This is a genomic window from Streptomyces griseomycini (genome assembly GCF_014203535.1).
GTDB classification, from domain to species: Bacteria; Actinomycetota; Actinomycetes; order Streptomycetales; family Streptomycetaceae; genus Streptomyces; species Streptomyces griseomycini.
The window spans coordinates 531,397-554,390 of record NZ_JACHJI010000003.1 but is presented as its reverse complement, the minus strand read 5'-3'; the positions used below and the strand labels follow the sequence as shown (position 1 = coordinate 554,390).

Here is a 22,994-nt window from a genome sequence, read left to right as displayed (position 1 = left end):
GCTCACCGCTTCGCCGCCGGCGCCCCGGGCACGCCCTTGGGGGCCGGGGCGGGGGCGGCGGCCAGGAAGGACTTCCAGCCCTGCTCCGGGGCCTCGCCGACGTCCAGGGTGCGCAGCTTCGCCAGCGTCTTCGGGTCCTGGGCGTCCAGCCAGTCCACGAGCTGCCGGAAGGAGACACAGCGCACCCCGGACTTGGTGCACACCGCCTCGATGACCTCCTCGACGGCGCGCATGTAGGTGCCGCCGTTCCAGGACTCGAAGTGGTTGCCGATGATCAGGGGCGCACGGTTGCCCTTGTAGGCCCGCTTGAACCCCTTGAGCAGACCGTCCCGCATCTGGTCGCCCCACAGCTCGTGCTTGGCCGGGTCGCCCTGGGTGGTGGTGCCGGACTGGTTGACCATGAAGTTGTAGTCCATGGCGAGCTGTTCGAAGGAGTGCCCGGGGAAGGGCACGAGCTGCATCGACAGGTCCCACAGGCCGCGCTTCTTCTTCGGCCACACCTGGTTGTTGACGCCGCTGGTGTCGTAGCGGAAGCCCAGGTCGCGAGCGGCCTTCAGGAAGTTCTTCCGCCCCTCCAGACACGGGGTGCGGGCGCCGATGAGCTCCTTGTCGTAGTCGAAGGGCAGCGGGGCCGCGTTCTTCATGCCGGCGTTGGTCTTCCAGGTCTTCACGAAGCGCTTGGCCTGGGCGATCTCGTCCTTCCACTCCGCCACCGACCACTCGCCGACCCCGCCGCCGCTGCCGCAGAAGTGCCCGTTGAAGTGGGTGCCGATCTCGTTGCCCTCCAGCCAGGCCAGGCGCAGCTGCTTCACGGTGTCGGCGATGCCCCGCCGGTCGTTGAAGCCGATGTCGGAGCGGCCGGGGGAGTGCTGCGGCGGGTGGTACAGGTCGCGTTTCCTCTCCGGGAGCAGGTACACGCCGCTCAGGAAGTACGTCATGGTCGCGTCGTTCTCCTTGGCGACCTTGCGGAAGCGGGAGAAGAGCTTCTGGCCGTCTTCGCCCGCCCCGTCCCAGGAGAAGACGACGAACTGCGGGGGCTTCTCACCCGGCTTCAGCCGCTCGGGCCGGAGCAGGCGCGGCTGCGCCCCGGTGTACGCGGTGGAGCCGTCGCCGATCAACCGGACGACGTTCTTCGGCGCGGGAGCCGGTTCGGCCTTCTCCTGGTCCCTTTTCCCCTCGGTGGTGCCGTCGGTGCCGGTCCCGCAGCTGGCGAGCGGGGCGATGCAGACCGCGGCGATCACGGCGCCCGCGGTGATCCTGTGGGTGGCGGCCATCCGCCCACCTTCTTCCTTCTCTCGGGCCGACCCCGACTTCCCTCGGGCCGGCCCCGACGGGGCGATGTCTGGTGCTGTGCCGGTCCGGGCCGACAGCGCCGCCAACGTCGCACGGAAGCGAGAAGGAATAAGTACGACAAGCCGATGAAATGACCTCTTCACCCAAGAGGATGATTGATTCCCCCATTTGCCCGGAAAGTCTATGCTTGCCCTTTACTCTGAATTACGATCCGTTTACTGATTGTTGATACATCCCGCCGTTTTTCATGCCGCGCCCCATGGCCGCGACCGCCCCGCCACCGTGCGGGCCCCACCCTTTCCGCGACCGCGCAGACCCGGAGGAGACGGGAGACCATGTCAGCCTGCGTTCCCGCCCGCGCCGCCGACTCGGATCGGACCGAGCGCGCCCATCCGCCCCACAGCCCGCCGCCGACCGGGCCGCGGCGCTTCCGCATCGCGGGCGCCGATCTGTCGGCCTCGATCGCGGTCTTCCTGATCGCCCTCCCCCTGTCCCTCGGCATCGCCCTCGCCACCGGCGCGCCGCTCCAGGCCGGACTGGTCGCCGCCGCCGTGGGCGGACTCGTCGCCGGACGGCTCGGCGGCTCACCCCTCCAGGTCAGCGGCCCGGCCGCCGGACTCACCGTCGTCACCGCCGACATCATCCAGCAGTACGGCTGGCGGACGACCTGTGCCGTCACCGTCCTCGCCGGGCTCGCCCAGCTCGGCCTGGGCTGTCTGCGGGTGGCGCGCGGCGCGCTCGCCGTCAGCCCCGCGATCGTGCACGGCATGCTCGCCGGCATCGGCATCACCATCGCCGTCGCCCAGCTGCACATCGTCCTCGGCGGCACCCCGCAGAGCTCCGTCCCCGACAACCTCCGCGCGCTTCCCGCCCAGTTGGCGAACCTGCACCCCGCGGCCCTGTCGGTGAGCGTGCTGACGCTGGCGCTGCTGCTGCTCTGGCCCCGGCTGCCCGGCCGGGTCGGACGCGTCGCCCGCACGGTCCCGGCCGCGCTCGTCGCCGTCGCCGGAGCCACCGCGGTGGCCGCCGCGGTCGGCCTCGTCCTGCCCAAGGTGGACCTGCCGTCCTGGCGCAGCCACGCCCTGGCCGGCCTGCCCGACGGTCCGGTGCTCGGCCTCGCCGCCGCCGTGCTCACGACGACGCTGGTGTGCAGCGTGCAGTCGCTGCTCGGCGCGGTCGCCGTGGACAAGCTGGCGTCCGGCCGCCCCGGTCCCGCCCGCGTCGGGCGGTCCGACCTGGACCGCGAACTGCTCGGGCAGGGGGCGGCCAACATCGCCTCCGGCTCCCTCGGCGGACTGCCCGTGGCCGGAGTGGCCGTCCGCAGTTCCGCGAATGTGCACGCGGGTGCCGTGAGCCGGAACTCCACGATGCTGCACGGCGTTCTCGTAGTGATCGCCGCGCTGCTGATGGTCCCGCTCCTGGAGCTCATCCCGCTCGCCTCGCTCGCCGCCCTGGTGATGGCCGTCGGCATCCAGATGGTGTCCCTGCACCACATCCGCACGGTGACCCGCCACCGGGAAGTCCTGGTCTACGCCGTGACCACCCTCGGCGTGGTGTCCCTCGGCGTCCTGGAGGGCGTGGCGCTGGGCATCGCCGCGGCCGTCGGCGTGGCCCTGCACCGCCTCACCCGCACCCGCATCACGCACGAGGAGAAGGAGGGAGTCCATCACGTCCGCGTGCGAGGACAGTTGACGTTCCTCGCGGTGCCGCGGCTCAGCCGCGCCCTGCACCTCGTGCCCCATGGAACCGATGCCGTGGTGGCGCTGGACGGGTCGTTCATGGACCACGCGGCGTACGAGGCGCTGCAGGACTGGCAGAGCACGCACACCGCGCGGGGCGGCACCGTGGAGATCACCGGCCGTCGTGCCGGGGTCCGGATCGCCGAGCCCGCGGTCCTCACCGGCCACCATCCGGCGGACGGGGACGAGGAGGCCGACGTGTCCGGCGCCGACTGCCGCTGCCGGCCCTGGACGGCCTGGCGCAACCACCAGTGCGAGCGTCCGCAGCCCGTGCCCGGCAAGGACGAAGGCGCGGGCGTGCCCGACGGAGGCGAACCGGATCCGTCCGGCACCGGTGGGCACGAACTGGTGCGGGGCATCAGCGCGTTCCAGCGCAACACCGCTCCCCTGGTGCGCGGTGAGCTGGCCCGGCTGGCGCGCGAGGGACAGCAGCCCGCGCAGCTGTTCCTGACCTGCGCCGACTCCCGGCTGGTCACCTCGATGATCACGTCCAGCGGTCCGGGGGACCTGTTCGTGGTGCGCAACGTCGGCAACCTCGTGCCGCCCCCCGGCGAGGAGAGCGGCGACGACTCGGTGGCGGCCGCCATCGAGTACGCCGTGGAGGTGCTGGCGGTGCGGTCGATCACCGTGTGCGGTCACTCGGGGTGCGGTGCGATGCAGGCGCTGCTCGACTCGGAGCCGGGCGACGCCGACACACCGCTGAGCCGGTGGCTGCGGCACGGGCTGCCGAGCCTGGAGCGCATGGGCGACGCGAGCGGGTCCCGGGCGCGACTGGCCGGACGGGCACCCGCCGACGCGGTCGAGCAGCTGTGCCTGACGAACGTGGTCCAGCAGCTGGAGCACCTGCGCGCCCACCCCTCGGTGGCCCGGGCCCTGGAGGGCGGGACCCTGGAGCTGCACGGCCTCTACTTCCACGTGGGCGAGGCCCAGGCGTACCTCCTCACGGAGCGGGACGGGGAGGGCGTGTTCGACCGGGTGCGGGCGGTGGACCTGGCGGTGTGAGGGGCCCGTCCGGGTGTGAGAGGCGTTACACCCCTTGAACCGGCTTGCCCCGGGGTCCGTGGGAACGGATGACCGGGACGACGGTGACCCAGATCATCCACCAACAGGTCTAAACCAATTCGCCGTCAACCCTTGTCAGCGCACCCCCAGGTCTGATGAGCTGTGGCCTGGGACACAACGGACACCCCGGGAAAGGCAGATGCCGTGAGCAACGAAAGCCTGGCCAACCTTCTGAAGGAGGAGCGTCGCTTCACGCCCCCCGCCGACCTGGCCGCGAACGCCAACGTCACGGCAGAGGCGTATGAACAGGCCAAGGCTGACAGGCTCGGCTTCTGGGCCGAGCAGGCCCGCCGGCTGACCTGGGCCAAGGAGCCCACGGAGACCCTCGACTGGTCGAACCCGCCGTTCGCCAAGTGGTTCCAGGACGGCGAGCTCAACGTCGCCTACAACTGCGTCGACCGGCACGTGGAGGCCGGCCACGGCGACCGGGTCGCCATCCACTTCGAGGGCGAGCCGGGCGACAGCCGCGCCCTCACCTACGCCCAGCTCAAGGACGAGGTCTCCAAGGCCGCCAACGCCCTGCTCGAGCTGGGGGTCCGCAAGGGCGACCGGGTCGCCGTCTACATGCCGATGATCCCGGAGACGGCGATCGCGATGCTGGCCTGCGCCCGCGTCGGCGCCACGCACTCCGTCGTCTTCGGCGGCTTCTCCGCGGACGCGCTCGCGACCCGCATCCAGGACGCCGACGCCAAGGTCGTCATCACCGCAGACGGCGGCTACCGGCGCGGCAAGCCCTCCGCGCTCAAGCCGGCCGTGGACGAGGCCGTCGGCCGCGTGGAGAACGTCGAGCACGTCCTCGTCGTCCGCCGCACCGGCCAGGACGTCGCCTGGACCGAGGGCCGCGACGTGTGGTGGCACGACCTGGTCGAGCGGCAGAGCGCCGAGCACACCCCGGAGGCGTTCGGGGCCGAGCACCCGCTGTTCATCCTCTACACCTCGGGCACGACGGGTAAGCCGAAGGGCATCCTGCACACCTCCGGCGGCTACCTCACCCAGACGGCGTACACGCACTGGGCCGTCTTCGACCTCAAGCCGGAGACCGACGTGTACTGGTGCACGGCCGACGTCGGCTGGGTCACCGGGCACTCGTACATCGTCTACGGTCCGCTCGCCAACGGCGCCACCCAGGTCATGTACGAGGGCACGCCCGACACCCCGCACCAGGGCCGCTTCTGGGAGATCGTGCAGAAGTACGGCGTGACCATCCTCTACACGGCGCCCACCGCGATCCGCACGTTCATGAAGTGGGGCGACGACATCCCCGCGAAGTTCGACCTGTCCTCCCTGCGGGTGCTCGGTTCCGTCGGCGAGCCGATCAACCCCGAGGCGTGGATCTGGTACCGCAAGAACATCGGCGCGGACCGCACCCCGGTGGTGGACACCTGGTGGCAGACCGAGACCGGCGGCATCATGATCTCCCCCCTGCCGGGCGTGACCGACGCCAAGCCGGGCTCCGCCCAGACCCCGCTGCCCGGCATCTCGGCGACCGTCGTCGACGACGAGGCCAACGAGGTGCCCAACGGCGGCGGTGGCTACCTGGTGCTCACCGAGCCGTGGCCGTCGATGCTGCGCACCATCTGGGGCGACGACCAGCGGTTCATCGACACCTACTGGTCGCGCTTCGAGGGCAAGTACTTCGCCGGTGACGGCGCCAAGAAGGACGACGACGGCGACATCTGGCTGCTCGGCCGGGTCGACGACGTCATGCTCGTGTCCGGGCACAACATCTCCACCACCGAGGTCGAGTCCGCGCTCGTCTCCCACCCGTCGGTCGCCGAGGCGGCCGTGGTCGGCGCGGCGGACGAGACCACCGGCCAGGCGATCGTCGCCTTCGTGATCCTGCGCGGTACGGCGGCGGAGACCGAGGACCTGGTCGCCGACCTCCGCAACCACGTGGGCGCCACCCTCGGCCCGATCGCCAAGCCCAAGCGGATCCTGCCGGTGGCCGAGCTGCCGAAGACCCGCTCCGGCAAGATCATGCGCCGTCTGCTGCGGGACGTGGCGGAGAACCGCCAGCTCGGGGACGTCACCACGCTGACGGACTCCACGGTCATGGATCTCATCCAGGCCAAGCTGCCCCAGGCGCCCAGCGAGGACTGAGCGGCACGGGCCGGTCACCCGGCTGATCACCCGGCTGATCACCACCGGACGGGGCACCCGGCTGATCACCGCCGGGCGGGGCACCCGGCACACACCGGGTGCCCCGCCCGGCGTGCTCCCGGTGCGCACCGGGAACGCTCCTGGTGCGCCCCAGGAGCACGTTAGGTAGGCTAAAGGTAAAAGCTGTCTCATGGAGCGCCGGGAAGTCTGGTCGGCACGCGATTCGTGCTGCCCCGCCGACCAGAGGATCCACCCGTGAACGCCCCCCGCACCTCCACCCCCACCCCCCGCAAGGTCTTCGGGCGCCTCTCCCTGCCCGAGCGGACGTTCGTCACGGACGCGCTGCGCACCGAGACCGTCGGCGGTGTCCTGCTCCTCCTCGCCGCCGTCGCCGCGCTGGTCTGGGCGAACGTGCCCGCGCTGCACGACAGCTACGAGAGCGTCAGCCACTTCCACTTCGGCCCCGAGGCCCTCGGCCTGAACCTGTCCGTGGCGCACTGGGCGGCCGACGGACTGCTCGCGGTCTTCTTCTTCGTGGCCGGGATCGAGCTCAAGCGCGAACTCGTCGCCGGTGACCTCAAGGACCCCAAGGCAGCCGCGCTGCCCGTGGTCGCGGCCCTGTGCGGCATGGCCGTACCGGCGCTCGTCTACACCCTCACCAACGTCGTCGGCGGCGGTTCGCTGGCCGGCTGGGCCGTGCCCACCGCCACCGACATCGCCTTCGCGCTCGCCGTGCTCGCCGTCATCGGCACCTCCCTGCCGAGTGCGCTGCGCGCCTTCCTGCTCACCCTCGCCGTCGTCGACGACCTGTTCGCGATCCTGATCATCGCGGTCTTCTTCACCGACGACCTGGACTTCGCCGCGCTCGGCGGCGCGGTCGCGGGCCTGGCCGTCTTCTGGGTACTGCTGCGCAAGGGCGTACGCGGCTGGTACGTGTACGTCCCGCTCGCGCTCGTCGTGTGGGGGCTGATGTACAACAGCGGCATCCACGCCACCATCGCCGGCGTGGCCATGGGCCTGATGCTGCGCTGCCACCGCCACGAGGGTGAGGAGCAGTCCCCCGGCGAACACATCGAGCACCTCGTCCGGCCGCTCTCGGCGGGTCTCGCGGTCCCGCTGTTCGCCCTGTTCAGCGCGGGCGTGGCCGTCTCCGGCAGCGCGCTCGCGGAGGTGTTCACCCGGCCCGAGGCGCTCGGCATCGTGCTCGGACTCGTCGTCGGCAAGACGGTCGGCATCTTCGGCGGCACCTGGCTGACGGCCCGTTTCACCCGGGCCTCGCTCAGCGACGACCTCGCCTGGGCGGACGTGTTCGCGGTGGCGACCCTCGCCGGGATCGGCTTCACCGTCTCGCTGCTCATCGACGAACTCGCCTTCGAGGGCGACGCGGCCATGACCGACAGCGGCAAGGCCGCCGTGCTGACCGGCTCGCTGATCGCCACCGCCCTCGCGACGGTGCTGCTGAAGGTACGGAACGCCAAGTACCGCAGGCTGACCGAGGACGAGGAGCGCGACGAGGACCTCAGCGGCGTACCGGACGTCTACGAGCAGGACGACCCGGCGTACCACCTGCGCATGGCGGAGATCCACGAGCGCAAGGCCGCCGAGCACCGGCGACTCGCCCGGGAGAAGGCCGCCGAGCGGGACGGGCTTGCCGAAGTGACGGGCAGGGCAGGCGAGGACCACGACGGTCCGGCATGATCTGACGAGACGGTACAAAAGACGGCACCGTGGCGGTCGGACGCGAGCGGGCGGGCACGAACCGCCCGCTCACGGGCAGTCGTACACGGGCCGTCAGACGGCAGACTGAACCGTACGCGCAGGCACGCAGAAGTACGCAGAAGAGGGAGACCGCGATGAGCGCACCCGACGGCAGCCCGGTCGGCGCCGAACGCAGCATCGGCCAGCTGTTCGCCTCGGCGACGGCGGACATGTCGGCGCTGGTGCACGACGAGATCGCGCTGGCGAAGGCGCAGCTCAAGCAGGACGTCAAGCGGGGCGCGACCAGCGGTGGCGCGTTCATGGCGGCGGGCGTGCTGCTCCTGTTCTCCCTGCCGATGCTGAACTTCGCCCTGGCCTACGGCATCCACACCTGGAGCGACTGGAACCTCGCGCTCTGCTTCCTGCTGTCCTTCGCGGCGAACGTCCTGATCGCCCTGGCCCTCGCGCTGATCGGCGTCGTCTTCGCGAAGAAGGCCAAGAAGGGCCGGGGTCCGCAGAAGGTCGCCGCCTCGGTGAAGGAGACGGCGGGCGTGCTGCAGAAGGCCAAGCCGCACCCCCGTCCCGAGCTGCCGGAGGACCGGGTCCCCCAGGCCATCGAGGCTGTGGCACGCTCGTCCTCATGACGGGCTCCTCCATCCCTTCGGGGCAATCCCCCCCGGCGCACCCCACCTCGGCCGTACGCCTCGACGTCCCCGGCGGCGCCGAGGTGATCCACCGGGACGTCGCCGCCAACGGCGCCCGCTTCCACATCGCGGAACTGGGCGACGGTCCGCTGGTGCTGCTGCTGCACGGCTTCCCGCAGTTCTGGTGGACCTGGCGGCACCAGCTGACGGCGCTCGCCGACGCCGGGTTCCGGGCCGTCGCCATGGACCTGCGGGGCGTCGGCGGCAGCGACCGCACCCCGCGCGGTTACGACCCGGCCAACCTCGCGCTGGACATCACCGGGGTGGTCCGCTCCCTCGGCGAGCCGGACGCCGCGCTGGTCGGCCACGACCTGGGCGGATACCTGGCGTGGACGGCGGCGGCGATGCGCCCCAAGCTCGTACGGCGGCTGGCGGTCGCGTCCATGCCGCATCCGCGGCGCTGGCGGTCGGCGATGCTCTCCGACGCCCGGCAGTCCGCCGCCATGTCGCACATCTGGGGGTTCCAGCGGCCCTGGATCCCGGAGCGCCGGCTCACCGCGGACGACGGGGCGCTGGTGGCCAGGCTCATCCGGGACTGGTCCGGGCCGCGGCAACCGGAGGAGGAGGAGCTGGCCGTCTACCGGCGCGCCATGTGCGTCCCGTCCACGGCGCACTGCTCGATCGAGCCGTACCGCTGGATGGTGCGCTCCCTGGCCCGTCCGGACGGTTTCCAGTTCAACCGCCGGATGAAGCGGCCGGTGCGGGTGCCGACGCTGCACCTGCACGGCTCGCTGGACCCCGTGGTGCGCACGCGCAGCGCCGCCGGGTCCGGTCAGTACGTCGAAGCGCCGTACCGCTGGCGCCTGTTCGACGGGCTCGGGCACTTCCCGCACGAGGAGGACCCGGTCGCCTTCTCGACCGAACTGGTCAACTGGCTGAAGGATCCCGAACCGGATCGGTGACCGGACGGACGCTCCCGGTACACGCGCCTGAACGCCCGTCCCCCGAACGGCCATTTGCCCGGCGCATAGGCCAATTGGGAGCCCGCGAGGCGGTTATCGACCATGAGGTGGGGGCAGAGGTCGGGGTATGGGCTGGACGCACGACTACAGTGACGCAAGCCGCACTCGCCGCTCGGCGGGCGGTATGGGTTCCCACCAGCGAGGCGGTGCACCGCAGATGGCAGGTACGGACCCCAGGGTGGGAATTCCGCGCATCCTCCGCCGCCGGGCCCGCTGGGTCTCGGTACGTCTGCGCCACCCGCGCGGCTGACGGCCCGTACGGTCCCCTCCCGTACGGCAGGGCGGCCCGCAGCCCCTCCTAGAGCGCGCAGCTGTCGCTGTCCACCTGCTGGTTCGCGGTACGGCCCTTGGCGATGTCCTCCTGGATCTCGTCCACGGTGAGCGCGTACCCGGTCTCCGCGTCGTCCAGGGACTTCGCGAAGACCACGCCGTAGACCCTGCCCTCGGGGGTCAGCAGCGGGCCGCCGGAGTTGCCCTGACGGACGGTCGCGTACAGGGAGTACACGTCGCGGCGGACCGTGTCCCGGTGGTAGATGTCCGGGCCGTTGGCCGTGATGCGCCCCCGCACGCGCGCGGAACGGACGTCGTACGCCCCGTTCTCCGGGAAGCCGGCGACGATCGCGCTGTCGCCGCTGCTCGCGTCCTCGGTGGTGAAGCGCAGCGCGGGCGCCTTCAGGTCCGGCACGTCGAGGACGGCGATGTCGCGCCTCCAGTCGTAGAGGACGACCGTCGCGTCGTACTTCCTGCCCTCGCCGCCTATCTGCACGACCGGCTCGTCGACGCCGCCCACGACGTGCGCGTTGGTCATCACGCGGCGGTCGTCGAAGACGAAGCCGGTGCCCTCCAGGACCTTGCCGCAGCCGGTGGCGGTGCCCGTGACCTTGACGATGGAACGCTGGGCGCGGGCGGCCACGGCGCTGTTCGCGAGGGCCGGGTCCGGGGGCCGGACGTCGGTGATCGGCTCGCTGGCGAACGGGCTGAAGACCTGCGGGAAGCCGTTCTGCGCGAGGGCGGAGGAGAAGTCGGCGAACCAGGTGTCGGCCCGGTCGGGCAGCGCCCGGGAGACCCCGAGCAGCACCTTGGAGCTGCGGACCTCCTTGCCGAGCGTCGGCAGGGTCGTACCGGCGAGGGCCGAGCCGATCAGCCAGGCGACCAGGAGCATGGCGACGACGTTGACCAGGGCGCCGCCGGTGGCGTCCAGCGCGCGGGCCGGGGACCAGGTGATGTAGCGGCGCAGTTTGTTGCCGAGGTGGGTGGTCAGGGCCTGGCCGACGGAGGCGCAGACGATGACCACGATGACCGCGACGACGGCGGCGGCCGTGCTGACCTCGGAGCCGTCCGTCAGGACGTCCCAGACGACGGGCAGCACGTACACGGCGGCGAGACCACCGCCCAGGAACCCGATCACCGACAGGATGCCGACGACGAACCCCTGGCGGTAGCCGACGACCGCGAACCAGACGGCGGCGACCAGCAACAGGATGTCCAGCACGTTCACCGCTTCACGCCTCGCCTCGTCGTTCCGGTCGCTCCCGCTCGGCCGGGCCCCGGGGACACACGGCGCGAACCGCCGTCGCCACCGGCCCCCGGAGCGCACGGCACGGCGCCCACCCTGTCACGCCCGCCAGTCCAGCGGGACCTGCTTGTCCCGGTCCCAGGGGCGCTCCCACCCGGCGAAATGCAGCAGTCGGTCGATGACCCCGGCCGTGAAGCCCCACACCAGGGCCGATTCGACCAGGAATGCCGGACCGCGATGGCCGCGGGGGTGGACCGCCGTCGCACGGTTGTCCGGGTGGGTGAGATCCGCCACGGGGACCGTGAAGACCCGGGCGGTCTCCTTCGGGTCCACGACACCGACCGGGCTGGGCACGCGCCACCAGCCCAGCACGGGTGTGACGACGAAGCCGCTGACCGGGATGTAGAGCTTCGGCAGGACGCCGAAGAGCTGGACCCCGGACGGGTCGAGCCCGGTCTCCTCCTCGGCCTCGCGCAGGGCGGCCCGCAGCGGCCCGTCGCCCTGCGGATCGCCGTCCTCGGGGTCGAGGGCGCCGCCGGGGAAGGACGGCTGGCCGGCGTGCGAGCGCAGCGAGCTCGCCCGCTCCATGAGCAGCAGCTCCGGGCCGCGCTCGCCCTCGCCGAACAGGACGAGGACGGCGGACTGGCGCCCCGCGCCGTCCTCCGGGGGCAGGAAACGGCTCAGCTGCCCCGGCGCGACCGTCTCCGCCGCGTGGACCACCGGGTCCAGCCAGGCGGGCAGGCCCTCCTTGTCGAGCGTCACCCGGCCGTCCTGGGTATCACTCGCACGCGTCATCGCCACCCCGCCGTCCTGTCCCGTCCCACGTCCCGTCGCGCGCCACGTCCCACGGGTCCAACGCCCGGCGTACCCGAGATCGTTCCGGTCGTTCCGCGGGCCGTCGCGGGCGCCTGCGCCACCCCGTCATCCGGCCCTCAGCGGCGGGGCCGGCCGGCCACCCGCGTCCAGGTAGGCCTGCGGCGGCTTCAGGCGCTGGCCGGGGAGGCCGCCCTTCTCGTACTTCAGCAGCTTCCTCGCCTTCTCCGGGTCCGTCTCGCCCTCGCCGTACGCCGGGCAGAGCGGGGCGATGGGGCAGGCGCCGCAGGCCGGCTTGCGGGCGTGGCAGATGCGGCGGCCGTGCCAGATCACGTGGTGCGAGAGGTCGGTCCAGTCACTCTTGGGGAAGAGCGCGCCGACGGCGGCCTCGATCTTGTCCGGGTCGGTCTCGTCCGTCCACCGCCAGCGGCGGACCAGGCGCTGGAAGTGGGTGTCCACGGTGATCCCGGGGCGGCCGAAGGCGTTGCCGAGCACGACGAAGGCGGTCTTGCGGCCGACGCCGGGCAGCTTCACGAGATCCTCGAGCCGGCCCGGCACCTCGCCGCCGAAGTCCTCCGCGAGCACCTTGGAAAGCCCCATCACCGAGCGGGTCTTGGCGCGGAAGAAGCCGCACGGGCGCAGGATCTCCTCCACCTCCTCGGGGTCGGCGGCGGCCAGGTCCTCGGGGGTGGGGTACTGCGCGAAGAGGGCGGGGGTCGTCTGGTTGACGCGCAGGTCGGTGGTCTGGGCCGAGAGCACCGTGGCGACGAGGAGTTGGAAGGGGTTCTCGAAGTCCAGCTCGGGGTGCGCGTACGGGAACACCTCGGCGAGCTCGCGGTTGATGCGGCGCGCGCGGCGGACGAGCGCGATGCGCGACTCCCCCTTGGCCGGCTCGACGACGCTCTTCACCGGAGCGCCCTTCAGCGCGGCGGTGGCTTTCCCGGGTGCGACGAGGGGCCTCCCGGCGGCCGGGGCCTTTCCGGCGGGGGCGGACTTCTCGGCGGGCGCCTTCCGCGCGGACGCCTTCCGCGCGGACGCCTTCCGTTCGGGCGTCTGCGGTGCGGCCGCCTCGTCCGCGGACGCCGACCCCCCGGCGGGCACGGCCTCCCCGGCGGCGTTCCCCGGCGGTGCGGGCCTCTCCTCGGCCGCGCCGCTCGTACCTGCCGTCGGTTCCTCTTCCACCGAAGCCCTCTTTGCCGCTTTCGCCGTTTCCCTACCGCCATCGGAGTCCTGTTCGCCCACAGCGGAATCGCGACGTACCACCACCCGCTCAGCCTCCTCGGCCTGTGCTCTCACCGGCGATTTGGACACCCGGCCAGCCTACGACCCGGCACCGACATCCGCCCCGGACCCCGAAGATCGGCGTCCAATTGGACCCCTGCCGCGTACCCCGGCAGGCCCGTGCGGCATCCTTGTGACAGATCACACTGTTTGGACCGTCCGGCAAAATGGGCACCACGGTCCCCTGGTACGTGGGGGAGCAAGCTCCCCTGAGCAGGTCGACAAGGAGAGAACTCGTGGACGACGTTCTGCGGCGGAACCCGCTCTTCGCGGCGCTCGATGACGAGCAGGCCGCGGAGCTTCGCGCCTCCATGAGTGAGGTGACCCTGGCACGGGGCGACTCCCTGTTCCACGAGGGCGACCCCGGCGACCGCCTCTACGTGGTCACCGAGGGCAAGGTCAAGCTCCACCGCACGTCCCCCGACGGCCGCGAGAACATGCTCGCCGTCGTCGGCCCCGGCGAACTGATCGGCGAGCTGTCGCTCTTCGACCCGGGTCCGCGCACCGCGACCGCCACGGCCCTCACCGAGGTGAAGCTGCTCGGCCTCGGCCACGGCGACCTCCAGCCCTGGCTGAACGCCCGCCCCGAGGTGGCCACGGCGCTGCTGCGGGCGGTGGCACGCCGGCTGCGCAAGACCAACGACGCCATGTCGGACCTGGTCTTCTCGGACGTCCCGGGCCGTGTCGCGCGCGCCCTGCTCGACCTCTCCCGCCGCTTCGGCGTGCAGTCGGAGGAGGGCATCCACGTCGTGCACGACCTCACTCAGGAGGAGCTGGCCCAGCTGGTCGGCGCGTCCCGTGAGACGGTCAACAAGGCCCTGGCGGACTTCGCCCAGCGCGGCTGGCTCCGGCTGGAGGCCCGCGCGGTGATCCTCCTGGACGTCGAGCGCCTCGCGAAGCGCTCCCGCTGACACCCGGCGCGACGCATCGCGCCCACGAGCCCCGCCCCGGGAGGCGGGGCTCCGTCGTGTCCGGACCTCCGCCGGACGGGCCCCGGGGCCCTAGATCAGCCCGTGCTCCTGCAGGTACTCCATCTGGGCCCGTACGGACAGTTCCGCGGCGGGCCACAGGGAGCGGTCGACGTCCGCGTAGACGTGGGCGACGACCTCGGACGGGGTGCGGTAGCCGTCCTCGACGGCCGTCTCGACCTGGGCGAGCCGGTGGGCGCGGTGGGCGAGGTAGTACTCGACGGCGCCCTGGGCGTCCTCCAGGACGGGTCCGTGGCCGGGCAGGACCGTGCGGACGCCGTCGTCGACCGCGAGGGAACGCAGCCGGCGCAGCGAGTCCAGGTAGTCGCCGAGGCGCCCGTCGGGATGGGCCACCACGGTCGTGCCGCGGCCCAGGACGGTGTCGCCGGTCAGGACCGCTCGGTCGGCCGGGAGGTGGAAGGAGAGGGAGTCGGCGGTGTGGCCGGGGGTCGGTACGACCCTCAGCTCCAGGCCGCCGACGGTGACGACGTCACCGGCGGCCAGTCCCTCGTCCCCGAGCCGCAGCGCCGGGTCCAGGGCCCGCACCTTCGTGCCGGTCAGCTCGGCGAACCGGGCGGCGCCCTCGGCGTGGTCGGGGTGACCGTGCGTCAGCAGGGTGAGGGCGACGCGCTGTCCGGCCCGCTCGGCCGTGTCGACGACGTTCCGCAGGTGTCCCTCGTCCAGCGGGCCGGGGTCGACCACGACCGCGAGGCCGGAGCCCGGTTCCGCCAGGATCCAGGTGTTGGTGCCGTCCAGGGTCATCGCCGAGGCGTTGGGGGCCAGGACGTTGACGGCGCGCGGGGTGGCGCGGCCGGAGAGGGCTCCGCCGCGCGGCTGGCCGGGAAGGGCGCTTGCGTCCGTCATGCGGGGGCTCCACCGGTCGGGATGTGCTGGGTGAACTCGTCGTGTCCCGGCCAGGAGAGCACGATCCCGCCGCCCTCCAGGCGCGCGGTGGCCAGCACCGGCGTGAGATCGCGCGCGGTCGCCGCGTCGAGCGCCTGGGCCGCCGTCCCGTACGCCGTCAGCTGGCGCAGGGTCGCGATGGTCGGCGGCATCATCAGCAGCTCACCGCGGTCGTACGCGGCGGCGGCCTCGCGCGGGGTGATCCACACGGTGCGGTCGGCCTCCGTGGAGGCGTTGCGGGTGCGCTGCCCCTCGGGGAGCGCGGCGACGAAGAACCAGGTGTCGTAGCGGCGCGGCTCGAACTCGGGGGTGATCCAGCGCGTCCAGGCACCGAGCAGGTCCGAGCGCAGGACCAGTCCGCGGCGGTCGAGGAACTCCGCGAAGGAGGTCTCCCGCGCGACGAGCGCGGCACGGTCCGCCTCCCAGTCCTCCCCCGTGGTGTCGCCGACCACGGAGTCGGGTGTCGGACCGGCGAGCAGGACGCCGGCCTCCTCGTACGTCTCCCGTACGGCCGCGCAGACGATCGCCTGGGCCACCGACTCGTCGACGCCGAGCCGGTCCGCCCACCAGGCGCGCGTGGGGCCCGCCCAGCGGACGCTCCGGTCGTCGTCACGCGGGTCGACGCCACCGCCGGGATAGGCGTACGCGCCGCCGGCGAAGGCCATGGAGGCGCGTCGGCGCAGCATGTGCACGGCGGGCTCGTCACCGGTGTCCTTGAGCAGCATGACGGTGGCCGCGCGCTTCGGCGCGACCGGCGTGAGCGTGCCGTCCGCGAGCGCACGGATCCGGTCCGGCCATTCCGGCGGGTACCACTGCCCGCCAGCCTGCGCATTCGCCATGGCCGGAGGCTATCCCGTGACGGGCGGATGTTCGAGTGCCCGCCGGGACGGAAGCGGCGGGAACCGCCGCCCCGGCACTCCGGGCGGCGCGTCGGCGGGAGGGCCGGGCGGGCCCCGTCGCCTCGGCGGCGCGGCACCGGCGGGCGGCAGGGCGACGGAGCGGCAGGGCGTTCACGCCGGGCGGCAGGGCGACGGAGCGGCAGGGCGCTCACGCCGGGCGGCGGCGGGACGGTACGGCGCACTCACGCCGGACGCCGGCGGGACCCGCCCGGGCGGCGGGGACCCGCGACGGGGCCACCACGCGCACGCCGGCATGCCCGGACGCCGACGCGACGGGCCCGACGCCGACGGGCGACGGCCCCGGTGGCGGGCCGACGGCCCCGGCAGCAGGCCGACGGGGCCGGTGACGGAGCGACGGACCCTCCGGCAGGGCGGGGCGGGGCGGCGCCCGGCCACCGGAGGCCTACGCCTCCGTGAGCTCCACCTGGATCTCGACCTCGACCGGCGCGTCCAGCGGCAGCACCGCGACGCCCACCGCGCTGCGCGCGTGGACGCCCCTGTCGCCGAGGACCTCGCCCAGCAGCTCGCTCGCGCCGTTGAGGACACCCGGCTGGCCCGTGAAGTCCGCGGCGGAGGCGACGAAGCCGACGACCTTCACCACGCGCGCGACGCGGTCCAGGTCACCGGCGACGGACTTGACCGCGGCGAGGGCGTTCAGCGCACAGGTGCGCGCCAGCTCCTTCGCCTCCTCCGCCGTGACCTCCGCGCCGACCTTGCCGGTCATCGGAAGCTTGCCGTCCACCATGGGGAGCTGGCCGGCGGTGTAGACGTACTGCCCCGACCGCACGGCCGGCTGGTACGCGGCCAGCGGCGGGACGACCTCGGGCAGGCTCAGGCCCAGCTCGGCCAGCTTCGCCTCGACGGCGCTCATCCCTGCTTCTCCCGCTTCAGGTAGGCCACCAGCTGCTCGGGGTTGTTCGGCCCGGGCACGACCTGGACGAGCTCCCAGCCGTCCTCGCCCCAGGTGTCCAGGATCTGCTTCGTGGCGTGGACGAGCAGTGGCACAGTCGCGTATTCCCACTTGGTCATGTGGCCGACTCTAGCCGCTGCCGCGGCCGGTCCCGGCGGCGACCGCGACCGGCCGCGGCCACGTGGTCCGCCCGCCGCACACGGGGCGCGGATCCCGGGAACCGCCACCCGGAGCCGACGGGGTGCGCGGGAAGGAATTAGGCTCGATGACGTGAGCAGGCTCCAGGTCGTCAGCGGCAAGGGCGGAACCGGCAAGACCACGGTGGCCGCGGCCCTCGCGCTGGCCCTGGCCACGGAGGGGAAGCGGACGCTCCTCGTCGAGGTCGAGGGCCGCCAGGGCATCGCACAGCTCTTCGAGACGGAGGCGCTGCCGTACGAAGAGCGGAAGATCGCCATCGCACCGGGCGGCGGCGAGGTGTACGCCCTCGCCATCGACCCCGAACTGGCCCTTCTGGACTACCTCCAGATGTTCTACAAGCTGGGGGGCGCCGGACGGGCCCTGCGCAAGCTCGGCGCGATCGACTTCGCCACCACCATCGCGCCCGGCCTGCGGGACGTCCTGCTGACCGGCAAGGCGTGCGAGGCGGTACGGCGCAAGGAGCGGGACGGGCGGTTCGTCTACGACTACGTCGTGATGGACGCCCCGCCGACCGGCCGCATCACCCGCTTCCTGAACGTCAACGACGAGGTCGCCGGGCTCGCCAAGATCGGACCGATACACAATCAGGCGCAGGCCGTGATGCGGGTGCTGAAGTCGCCGGAGACGGCCGTGCACCTGGTGACCCTGCTGGAGGAGATGCCGGTCCAGGAGACCGCGGACGGCATCGCCGAGCTGCGCGCGGCACGGCTGCCGGTGGGGCGGGTCATCGTGAACATGGTGCGGCCCGGGGTGCTGGACGCGGCCGACCTGGAACTCCTGGGGACGGTCCCGCGTTCTTCCGTCGCGCGGGCACTGTCGTCCGCCGGTCTCGGCGGGGCGCGGCGCGGCGGACACGCCGAGCGGCTGGTGGACCCGCTGCTCGCGCAGGCCGAGGAGTACGTCGAGCGGCACGCGCTGGAGACCGAGCAGCGCGCCGTGCTGACGGACCTCGACCTGCCGCTGCACGAACTCCCGCTGCTCACGGAGGGCATGGACCTGGCCGGTCTGTACGAACTGGCCAAGGAGCTCCGCGAACAGGGCGTGTCATGACGGCCTGCGCCCGCACGGCCGGGAAACGCTCCCTCCGCCCCGCCCGGCCCGTCCGGCCCGTCACGACGCGCGGGCCCCGTCCCGCCGCCTCGTCCGGCGGCGCGACGCTCGGGCCCCGTCCCGCCCCGCACCGCCGCACCGGTCCCGCTCCGAGTCGCCGTACCAGCCCCGTCACAAGCCGTCAGCACCGGAAACAGGGGAAGCAGAGGATGTCATGAGTCGTCGTCCGGAACCGGCGCAGGCGCACGACCCGGCCGCCCGTCACCGCCTCTCCCCGACACGCATGCTCGACGTCGACCCGCTGATCGACGATCCGGACATCCGGATCGTGGTGTGCTGCGGCTCGGGCGGGGTCGGCAAGACGACCACCGCCGCGGCGCTGGGCCTGCGCGCGGCCGAGCGGGGGCGCAAGGTGGTCGTCCTCACCATCGACCCGGCCCGCCGGCTCGCCCAGTCCATGGGCATCGACTCGCTCGACAACGTCCCGCGCCGGGTGAAGGGCATCGACGACTCCGCGGGCGGCGAGCTGCACGCGATGATGCTCGACATGAAGCGCACCTTCGACGAGATCGTCGAGGCGCACGCGGATCCCGAGCGGGCCGCCGCGATCCTGGGCAACCCCTTCTACCAGTCGCTCTCGGCGGGCTTCGCGGGCACGCAGGAGTACATGGCGATGGAGAAGCTGGGCCAGCTGCGGTCCCGGGACGAGTGGGACCTCATCGTCGTCGACACCCCGCCCTCCCGCTCCGCGCTGGACTTCCTGGACGCCCCCAAGCGGCTCGGGTCCTTCCTCGACGGCAAGCTCATCCGCGTTCTGCTGGCGCCGGCGAAGGTCGGCGGCCGCGCGGGGATGAAGTTCCTGAACGTCGGCATGTCGATGATGACCGGCGTCCTGGGCAAGCTGCTCGGCGGGCAGTTGCTGAAGGACGTGCAGACGTTCGTGGCCGCGATGGACTCGATGTTCGGCGGGTTCCGTACGCGCGCGGACGCCACGTACCAGCTGCTCCAGGCGCCCGGGACCGCGTTCCTGGTGGTGGCGGCACCGGAGCGGGACGCGCTGCGCGAGGCCGCGTACTTCGTGGAACGGCTGGCCGCGGAGGACATGCCGCTGGCCGGTCTGGTGCTCAACCGGGTCCACGGCAGCGGCGCGGACCGGCTGTCGGCCGAGCGGGCACTCGCCGCCGCGGAAAATCTTGAGGACTCCCGCATTGTGGATCAGGAGGACGGGAAAGCTGGACTTCGTAACTCTCCCGATACGTACGGCAGTTCAGAACCTCCCGCTTCCGGGACACCGGATCGGAGCGTTCCCGACGGAGGCTCCCCCGCCACCGCGGACGACGCCGAGGACACGGAAGCGGACGCGGAGCGGTCCGTCGACCGGCTCACCGCGGGCCTGTTGAGGCTGCACGCCGAGCGGATGCAGCTGCTCGCACGCGAGCAGCGCACGCGTGACCGCTTCACCGCGCTCCACCCCGAGGTGGCGGTGACGGAAGTGGCCGCGCTGCCCGGTGACGTGCACGACCTGGCGGGGCTGCGGGACGTCGGCGACCGGCTCGCGACCAACCGGCCGGAGCTGCCCGACCCGTCCGAAGCACCCGACACATCCGAGGCGTCCTGAGCACCCGAAGCGTCCTGAGCGCCCGGAACGACCGGGGCGTCCGTCCGGGACGCGACACCCGGCGCCGGGAAACCCCGGCGGCGGGACCGAGACCCCGAAGCCCCTCAGCTCACCGCCGCGTAGCTCTCGTACACCTCGTCGTCGAGGGGCACCACACCCGTCCCCCGCTCGTACTCCGAGCGCGCGGTCTCCAGCAGCCTGCGCCAGGAGGTCACGGTCGGCCGCCGGCGCAGCAGTGCGCGGCGCTCACGCTCCGTCATGCCTCCCCACACGCCGAACTCGACGCGGTTGTCCAGCGCGTCGGCCAGACATTCAGTGCGTACCGGACATCCGGTGCACACCGCCTTGGCCCTGTTCTGCGCTGCTCCCTGAACGAACAGTTCATCCGGATCGGTAGTGCGGCAGGCAGCCTGCGCACTCCAGTCGGTAACCCAGCCCATACCGGCGCCGTCCTCTCCCGAATCGAGGCTCCCCCACGGCGGCAGCGGCATATTCACCGCCGCCAGTTGAGGACGTTACGGAAGGTGGGCACGGCGCAACACCCCCAGCGGGCCCAATCTTGAATGGTCCGAACGGACTATGGGTAAGCGGCAGATCACCCGGGGGAGTGAGGTGGCGACATGCGCGGCGATCCCGGCATTTGGGGTCAGTCCAGCTGCGCCACAACGGGCACCGCGTGACACACGAGGCGGATCCGGACACGCACCCATCACGCCCGACCAAGAAAGTCGAGAAGATCCGGAACGATTCGGGGTCGCCGGACGTATTGATACGTGGCCTCACCGCTGTGACAGTTGAGAGCAGCTTAGGCCAAGGCATATACGCTTGTCCGGCGAATGAGAACGTAGGCTGCTCCCATGCCAAAGAAGCGCTCGGGCGGTGGTCTGTCGCCAACGCAACAGGCCGCCAAGTTCCTCGGTGTCAGTGTCCTCGCGGGAGCCGTCATGGCCGGCATCGCGCTGCCCGCCGTGGGCGCGCTGGGGCTGGCGGCCAAGGGATCGGTCGAGAGCTTCGACGAGCTCCCGGCCAACCTCAAGACCCCGCCGCTGAGCCAGCGCACCACGATCCTGGACGCCGACGGCGGCCAGATCGCCACCGTCTACTCGCGTGACCGCACGGTGGTCGACCTCAAGGACATCTCGCCGTACCTGCAGAAGGCGATCGTCGCGATCGAGGACTCGCGGTTCTACGAGCACGGCGCGGTCGACCTGAAGGGCGTGCTGCGCGCGCTCAACAAGAACGCGCGCAGCGGCGAGGTCTCCGAGGGCGCGTCCACGCTCACGCAGCAGTACGTCAAGAACGTCTTCGTCGAGGAGGCCGGCGACGACCCCACGAAGGTCGCGCAGGCCACCCAGCAGACGATCGGCCGCAAGATCCGCGAACTGAAGTACGCGATCCAGGTCGAGGAGGAGCTGGGCAAGAAGAAGATCCTCGAGAACTACCTGAACATCACGTTCTTCGGTCAGCAGGCCTACGGCGTGGAGGCCGCCGCCCGGCGCTACTTCTCGAAGTCGGCCAAGGACCTCAACCTCCAGGAGTCCGCCCTCCTCGCCGGCCTCGTCCAGTCCCCGAGCCGCTACGACCCGGTCAACGACGAGACGGAGGCGAAGAAGCGGCGCAACGTCGTCCTCCGGCGGATGGCCGAGGTCGGCGACATCTCCCGGGAGCAGGCCGACGAGGCGGCGAGGTCCCCGCTGGGGCTGAACGTCAGCAAGCCGAAGAACGGCTGCATCACGGCGGTCGACGGCGCGTCCTTCTTCTGCGACTACGTGCGCGAGGTGTTCCTGAGCGACCCGGTCTTCGGCAAGACCAAGGCCGACCGGGCGAAGATCTGGAACCAGGGCGGCCTGACGATCCGTACGACGCTCGACCCGCAGGCGCAGGAGTCGGTGCAGAAGTCGCTGAAGGACCACGTCCACCAGTCGGACTCGGTCGCCGCGGCGTCCACGCTGGTCGAGCCCGGCACCGGCAAGATCGTCGCGATGGGCCAGTCGAAGCCGTACGGCTACGGCAAGAACGAGACCGAGATCAACTACTCGGTCGGCAGCGACAAGGGCGGATCCAACTTCGGCTTCCCGACCGGTTCGACGTTCAAGCCGTTCGTGGCGGCGGCCGCGCTGGAGGAGGGCCGCCCGCCGACGCAGGAGTACTCGTCGCCGTACGAGATGGAGTACCCGAGCCCGGTCCAGACGTGTGACGGCAAGCCGTGGGTCAACACGCGCGGCGAGAGGCTGGAGAACGAGACCGAGTCGGAGGTCGGTCCGTACCGGCTGCGGAAGGCCATGGAGCTGTCGGTCAACACCTACTTCGTGCAGATGATCTCCGACATAGGCCTGTGCCCGGTGATGAAGATGACGGACGCCCTGCACGTCGTGCAGGGCAACGGCGAGAAGCTCCCGGAGGTGCCCGCCGTCTCCCTCGGTTCCAAGGGCGTCTCCCCGCTGACGATGGCGAGCGCGTACGCCGCCTTCGCCTCCCGGGGCATGTACTGCACGCCGATCGCCATCGAATCGATCACCCAGAAGATCGGCAACCAGCGGAAGTCGCTGGAGGTGCCGAAGTCGACGTGCTCGCGGGCGATGAGCGAGCAGACCGCGGACACGGTGAACACCCTGCTGCAGGGGGTGGTCGACTCCGGTACGGGCCGGGAGTCCGGCCTCACGGACCGCGCCAACGCCGGCAAGACGGGTACGACGGACGAGCGCAAGAACGCCTGGTTCGTCGGCTACACGCCGAACCTGTCGGGAGCCGTCTGGGTGGGCAGCGCCTCGCAGAAGGTCGAGATGAAGAACATCACGATCGGCGGCCAGTACCACCCCCTGGTCTACGGCGGCGGAGTCCCGGGCCCGATCTGGCGCGACGCCATGACCGGCGCCCTGGCGGGCAAGGAGGCCCCGCCCTTCAACTTCGTGCACATCCCGGAAGACCGCGAGCGCGGTGACGGCGACGGCGACGGCGACGGCGACGGCGGTGGCAACGGGGGGGACCAAGGCGGTGACGGCGACAACGGCGGCGGTCTCATCGGCGGCCTGATCGGCGGCGGCAACGGCAACGGTGGTGGCGGCGGCGACGTCGGCGGCAACGGTGGCGGCGGCGACGTCGGCGGCAGCACGGGAGGCACCGAGCCGGACCCGGGGTTCACCCTCCCGGGGGGCTTCGTCCAGGGTCCGGGGAACGGCCCCGAAGGACGCCGCTGACCACGGGCCCACCGCCCGGCCCGGACACGACATCGGCCCCTTCCTCCCCGTACGCGGGAGGAAGGGGCCGTTCGCTGTCGTGG

Annotated in this window: 19 protein-coding genes; 10 read left to right on the top strand and 9 right to left on the bottom strand. The window is 72.0% G+C overall.

Going from position 1 to position 22,994, the window contains the following annotated elements:
- Positions 1-2: 2 nt before the first annotated feature.
- The gene (locus FHS37_RS11375; protein ID WP_184819701.1) at positions 3-1,274 is read right to left on the bottom strand and encodes a polysaccharide deacetylase family protein; all 1,272 of its coding nucleotides are present in this window, start codon (positions 1,272-1,274) and stop codon (positions 3-5) included.
- A gap of 354 nt (positions 1,275-1,628) precedes the next feature.
- Between FHS37_RS11375 and FHS37_RS11370 the strand changes: the two genes are divergently transcribed.
- From FHS37_RS11370 to FHS37_RS39270, 6 genes are all read left to right on the top strand, one after another.
- A complete protein-coding gene (locus FHS37_RS11370) occupies positions 1,629-4,034 on the top strand; it encodes a bifunctional SulP family inorganic anion transporter/carbonic anhydrase (RefSeq protein WP_184819699.1) in 2,406 nt (801 codons plus the stop codon).
- A 204-nt stretch (positions 4,035-4,238) separates the two neighbouring features.
- Positions 4,239-6,194 (top strand): acetate--CoA ligase, encoded by a 1,956-nt coding sequence (gene acs / locus FHS37_RS11365; RefSeq protein WP_184819697.1) that lies wholly within the window; start codon positions 4,239-4,241, stop codon positions 6,192-6,194.
- Between the two features lie 255 nt (positions 6,195-6,449).
- Positions 6,450-7,892, top strand: coding sequence for a Na+/H+ antiporter NhaA (nhaA, locus tag FHS37_RS11360; RefSeq protein WP_184819695.1), 1,443 nt, complete (start codon positions 6,450-6,452; stop codon positions 7,890-7,892).
- Between the two features lie 155 nt (positions 7,893-8,047).
- On the top strand, positions 8,048-8,536 hold the full coding sequence (locus tag FHS37_RS11355; RefSeq protein ID WP_184819693.1) for a phage holin family protein: 489 nt from the start codon (positions 8,048-8,050) through the stop codon (positions 8,534-8,536).
- Entirely contained in the window at positions 8,533-9,498 is a 966-nt protein-coding gene (locus FHS37_RS11350) for an alpha/beta fold hydrolase (protein ID WP_184819690.1), read from the top strand. Before FHS37_RS11355 ends, FHS37_RS11350 begins: the two co-directional genes overlap by 4 nt.
- Positions 9,499-9,625: 127 nt before the next feature.
- Complete coding sequence (locus FHS37_RS39270) at positions 9,626-9,808, top strand: hypothetical protein (protein WP_229890132.1); 183 nt, start codon at positions 9,626-9,628, stop codon at positions 9,806-9,808.
- A gap of 48 nt (positions 9,809-9,856) precedes the next feature.
- On the opposite strand, the gene FHS37_RS11345 is transcribed toward FHS37_RS39270, so the two are convergent.
- From FHS37_RS11345 to nth, 3 genes are all read right to left on the bottom strand, one after another.
- Positions 9,857-11,056: a MarP family serine protease gene (locus FHS37_RS11345; RefSeq protein ID WP_184819688.1), complete on the bottom strand. Its 1,200-nt coding sequence runs from the start codon at positions 11,054-11,056 to the stop codon at positions 9,857-9,859.
- Between the two features lie 117 nt (positions 11,057-11,173).
- A complete protein-coding gene (locus tag FHS37_RS11340) occupies positions 11,174-11,869 on the bottom strand; it encodes an NUDIX hydrolase (protein ID WP_184819680.1) in 696 nt (231 codons plus the stop codon).
- A 126-nt stretch (positions 11,870-11,995) separates the two neighbouring features.
- Positions 11,996-13,069, bottom strand: a complete 1,074-nt coding sequence (gene nth / locus FHS37_RS11335) for an endonuclease III (RefSeq protein ID WP_229890133.1) — start codon at positions 13,067-13,069, stop codon at positions 11,996-11,998.
- A 335-nt stretch (positions 13,070-13,404) separates the two neighbouring features.
- On the opposite strand from nth, the gene FHS37_RS11330 reads away from it, so the two are divergent.
- Positions 13,405-14,079, top strand: a complete 675-nt coding sequence (locus FHS37_RS11330) for a Crp/Fnr family transcriptional regulator (RefSeq protein ID WP_010031945.1) — start codon at positions 13,405-13,407, stop codon at positions 14,077-14,079.
- A gap of 90 nt (positions 14,080-14,169) precedes the next feature.
- Here the strand turns inward: FHS37_RS11330 and FHS37_RS11325 are convergent, their stop codons facing one another.
- From FHS37_RS11325 to sp36, 4 genes are all read right to left on the bottom strand, one after another.
- Positions 14,170-15,000: an MBL fold metallo-hydrolase gene (locus FHS37_RS11325; protein WP_184819676.1), complete on the bottom strand. Its 831-nt coding sequence runs from the start codon at positions 14,998-15,000 to the stop codon at positions 14,170-14,172.
- Positions 14,997-15,878, bottom strand: a complete 882-nt coding sequence (locus FHS37_RS11320; protein ID WP_184819674.1) for an NUDIX hydrolase — start codon at positions 15,876-15,878, stop codon at positions 14,997-14,999. The genes FHS37_RS11325 and FHS37_RS11320 overlap by 4 nt, the downstream gene beginning before the upstream one ends.
- Before the next feature lie 463 nt (positions 15,879-16,341).
- Positions 16,342-16,809 carry a RidA family protein gene (locus tag FHS37_RS11315; protein WP_184819673.1) on the bottom strand — a complete coding sequence of 156 codons (468 nt, stop codon included), beginning with the start codon at positions 16,807-16,809 and terminating at the stop codon, positions 16,342-16,344.
- The gene (gene sp36 / locus FHS37_RS11310; protein WP_142194045.1) at positions 16,806-16,967 is read right to left on the bottom strand and encodes a Sp36 family protein; all 162 of its coding nucleotides are present in this window, start codon (positions 16,965-16,967) and stop codon (positions 16,806-16,808) included. Before sp36 ends, FHS37_RS11315 begins: the two co-directional genes overlap by 4 nt.
- A gap of 151 nt (positions 16,968-17,118) precedes the next feature.
- Between sp36 and bagA the strand changes: the two genes are divergently transcribed.
- Both bagA and bagB read left to right on the top strand, forming a co-directional pair.
- Positions 17,119-18,096: an ATPase BagA gene (gene bagA / locus FHS37_RS11305; RefSeq protein ID WP_184819671.1), complete on the top strand. Its 978-nt coding sequence runs from the start codon at positions 17,119-17,121 to the stop codon at positions 18,094-18,096.
- 214 nt (positions 18,097-18,310) lie between these two features.
- Positions 18,311-19,714, top strand: a complete 1,404-nt coding sequence (gene bagB, locus FHS37_RS11300) for an ATPase BagB (protein ID WP_184819669.1) — start codon at positions 18,311-18,313, stop codon at positions 19,712-19,714.
- A 104-nt stretch (positions 19,715-19,818) separates the two neighbouring features.
- Here bagB and wblA read toward each other — a convergent pair whose 3' ends face one another.
- On the bottom strand, positions 19,819-20,154 hold the full coding sequence (gene wblA, locus FHS37_RS11295) for a transcriptional regulator WblA (RefSeq protein ID WP_184820048.1): 336 nt from the start codon (positions 20,152-20,154) through the stop codon (positions 19,819-19,821).
- Positions 20,155-20,571: 417 nt separating this feature from the next.
- Here wblA and FHS37_RS11290 point away from each other — a divergent pair, with 417 nt between their 5' ends.
- Positions 20,572-22,911 (top strand): transglycosylase domain-containing protein, encoded by a 2,340-nt coding sequence (locus FHS37_RS11290; protein ID WP_184819667.1) that lies wholly within the window; start codon positions 20,572-20,574, stop codon positions 22,909-22,911.
- Positions 22,912-22,994 lie beyond the last annotated feature (83 nt).

Excerpts from the sequence above, each read along its gene's own strand:
- FHS37_RS11320 (WP_184819674.1), bottom strand. The coding sequence starts at position 15,878 with ATGGCGAATGCGCAGGCTGGCGGGCAGTGGTACCCGCCGGAATGGCCG.
- FHS37_RS11315 (WP_184819673.1), bottom strand. The coding sequence starts at position 16,809 with ATGAGCGCCGTCGAGGCGAAGCTGGCCGAGCTGGGCCTGAGCCTGCCC.
- FHS37_RS11325 (WP_184819676.1), bottom strand. The coding sequence starts at position 15,000 with ATGACGGACGCAAGCGCCCTTCCCGGCCAGCCGCGCGGCGGAGCCCTC.
- FHS37_RS11290 (WP_184819667.1), top strand. The coding sequence starts at position 20,572 with ATGCCAAAGAAGCGCTCGGGCGGTGGTCTGTCGCCAACGCAACAGGCC.
- FHS37_RS11375 (WP_184819701.1), bottom strand. The coding sequence starts at position 1,274 with ATGGCCGCCACCCACAGGATCACCGCGGGCGCCGTGATCGCCGCGGTC.
- sp36 (WP_142194045.1), bottom strand. The coding sequence starts at position 16,967 with ATGACCAAGTGGGAATACGCGACTGTGCCACTGCTCGTCCACGCCACG.
- FHS37_RS39270 (WP_229890132.1), top strand. The coding sequence starts at position 9,626 with ATGGGCTGGACGCACGACTACAGTGACGCAAGCCGCACTCGCCGCTCG.
- FHS37_RS11340 (WP_184819680.1), bottom strand. The coding sequence starts at position 11,869 with ATGACGCGTGCGAGTGATACCCAGGACGGCCGGGTGACGCTCGACAAG.
- wblA (WP_184820048.1), bottom strand. The coding sequence starts at position 20,154 with ATGGGCTGGGTTACCGACTGGAGTGCGCAGGCTGCCTGCCGCACTACC.
- bagB (WP_184819669.1), top strand. The coding sequence starts at position 18,311 with ATGAGTCGTCGTCCGGAACCGGCGCAGGCGCACGACCCGGCCGCCCGT.
- FHS37_RS11350 (WP_184819690.1), top strand. The coding sequence starts at position 8,533 with ATGACGGGCTCCTCCATCCCTTCGGGGCAATCCCCCCCGGCGCACCCC.
- FHS37_RS11355 (WP_184819693.1), top strand. The coding sequence starts at position 8,048 with ATGAGCGCACCCGACGGCAGCCCGGTCGGCGCCGAACGCAGCATCGGC.
- FHS37_RS11370 (WP_184819699.1), top strand. The coding sequence starts at position 1,629 with ATGTCAGCCTGCGTTCCCGCCCGCGCCGCCGACTCGGATCGGACCGAG.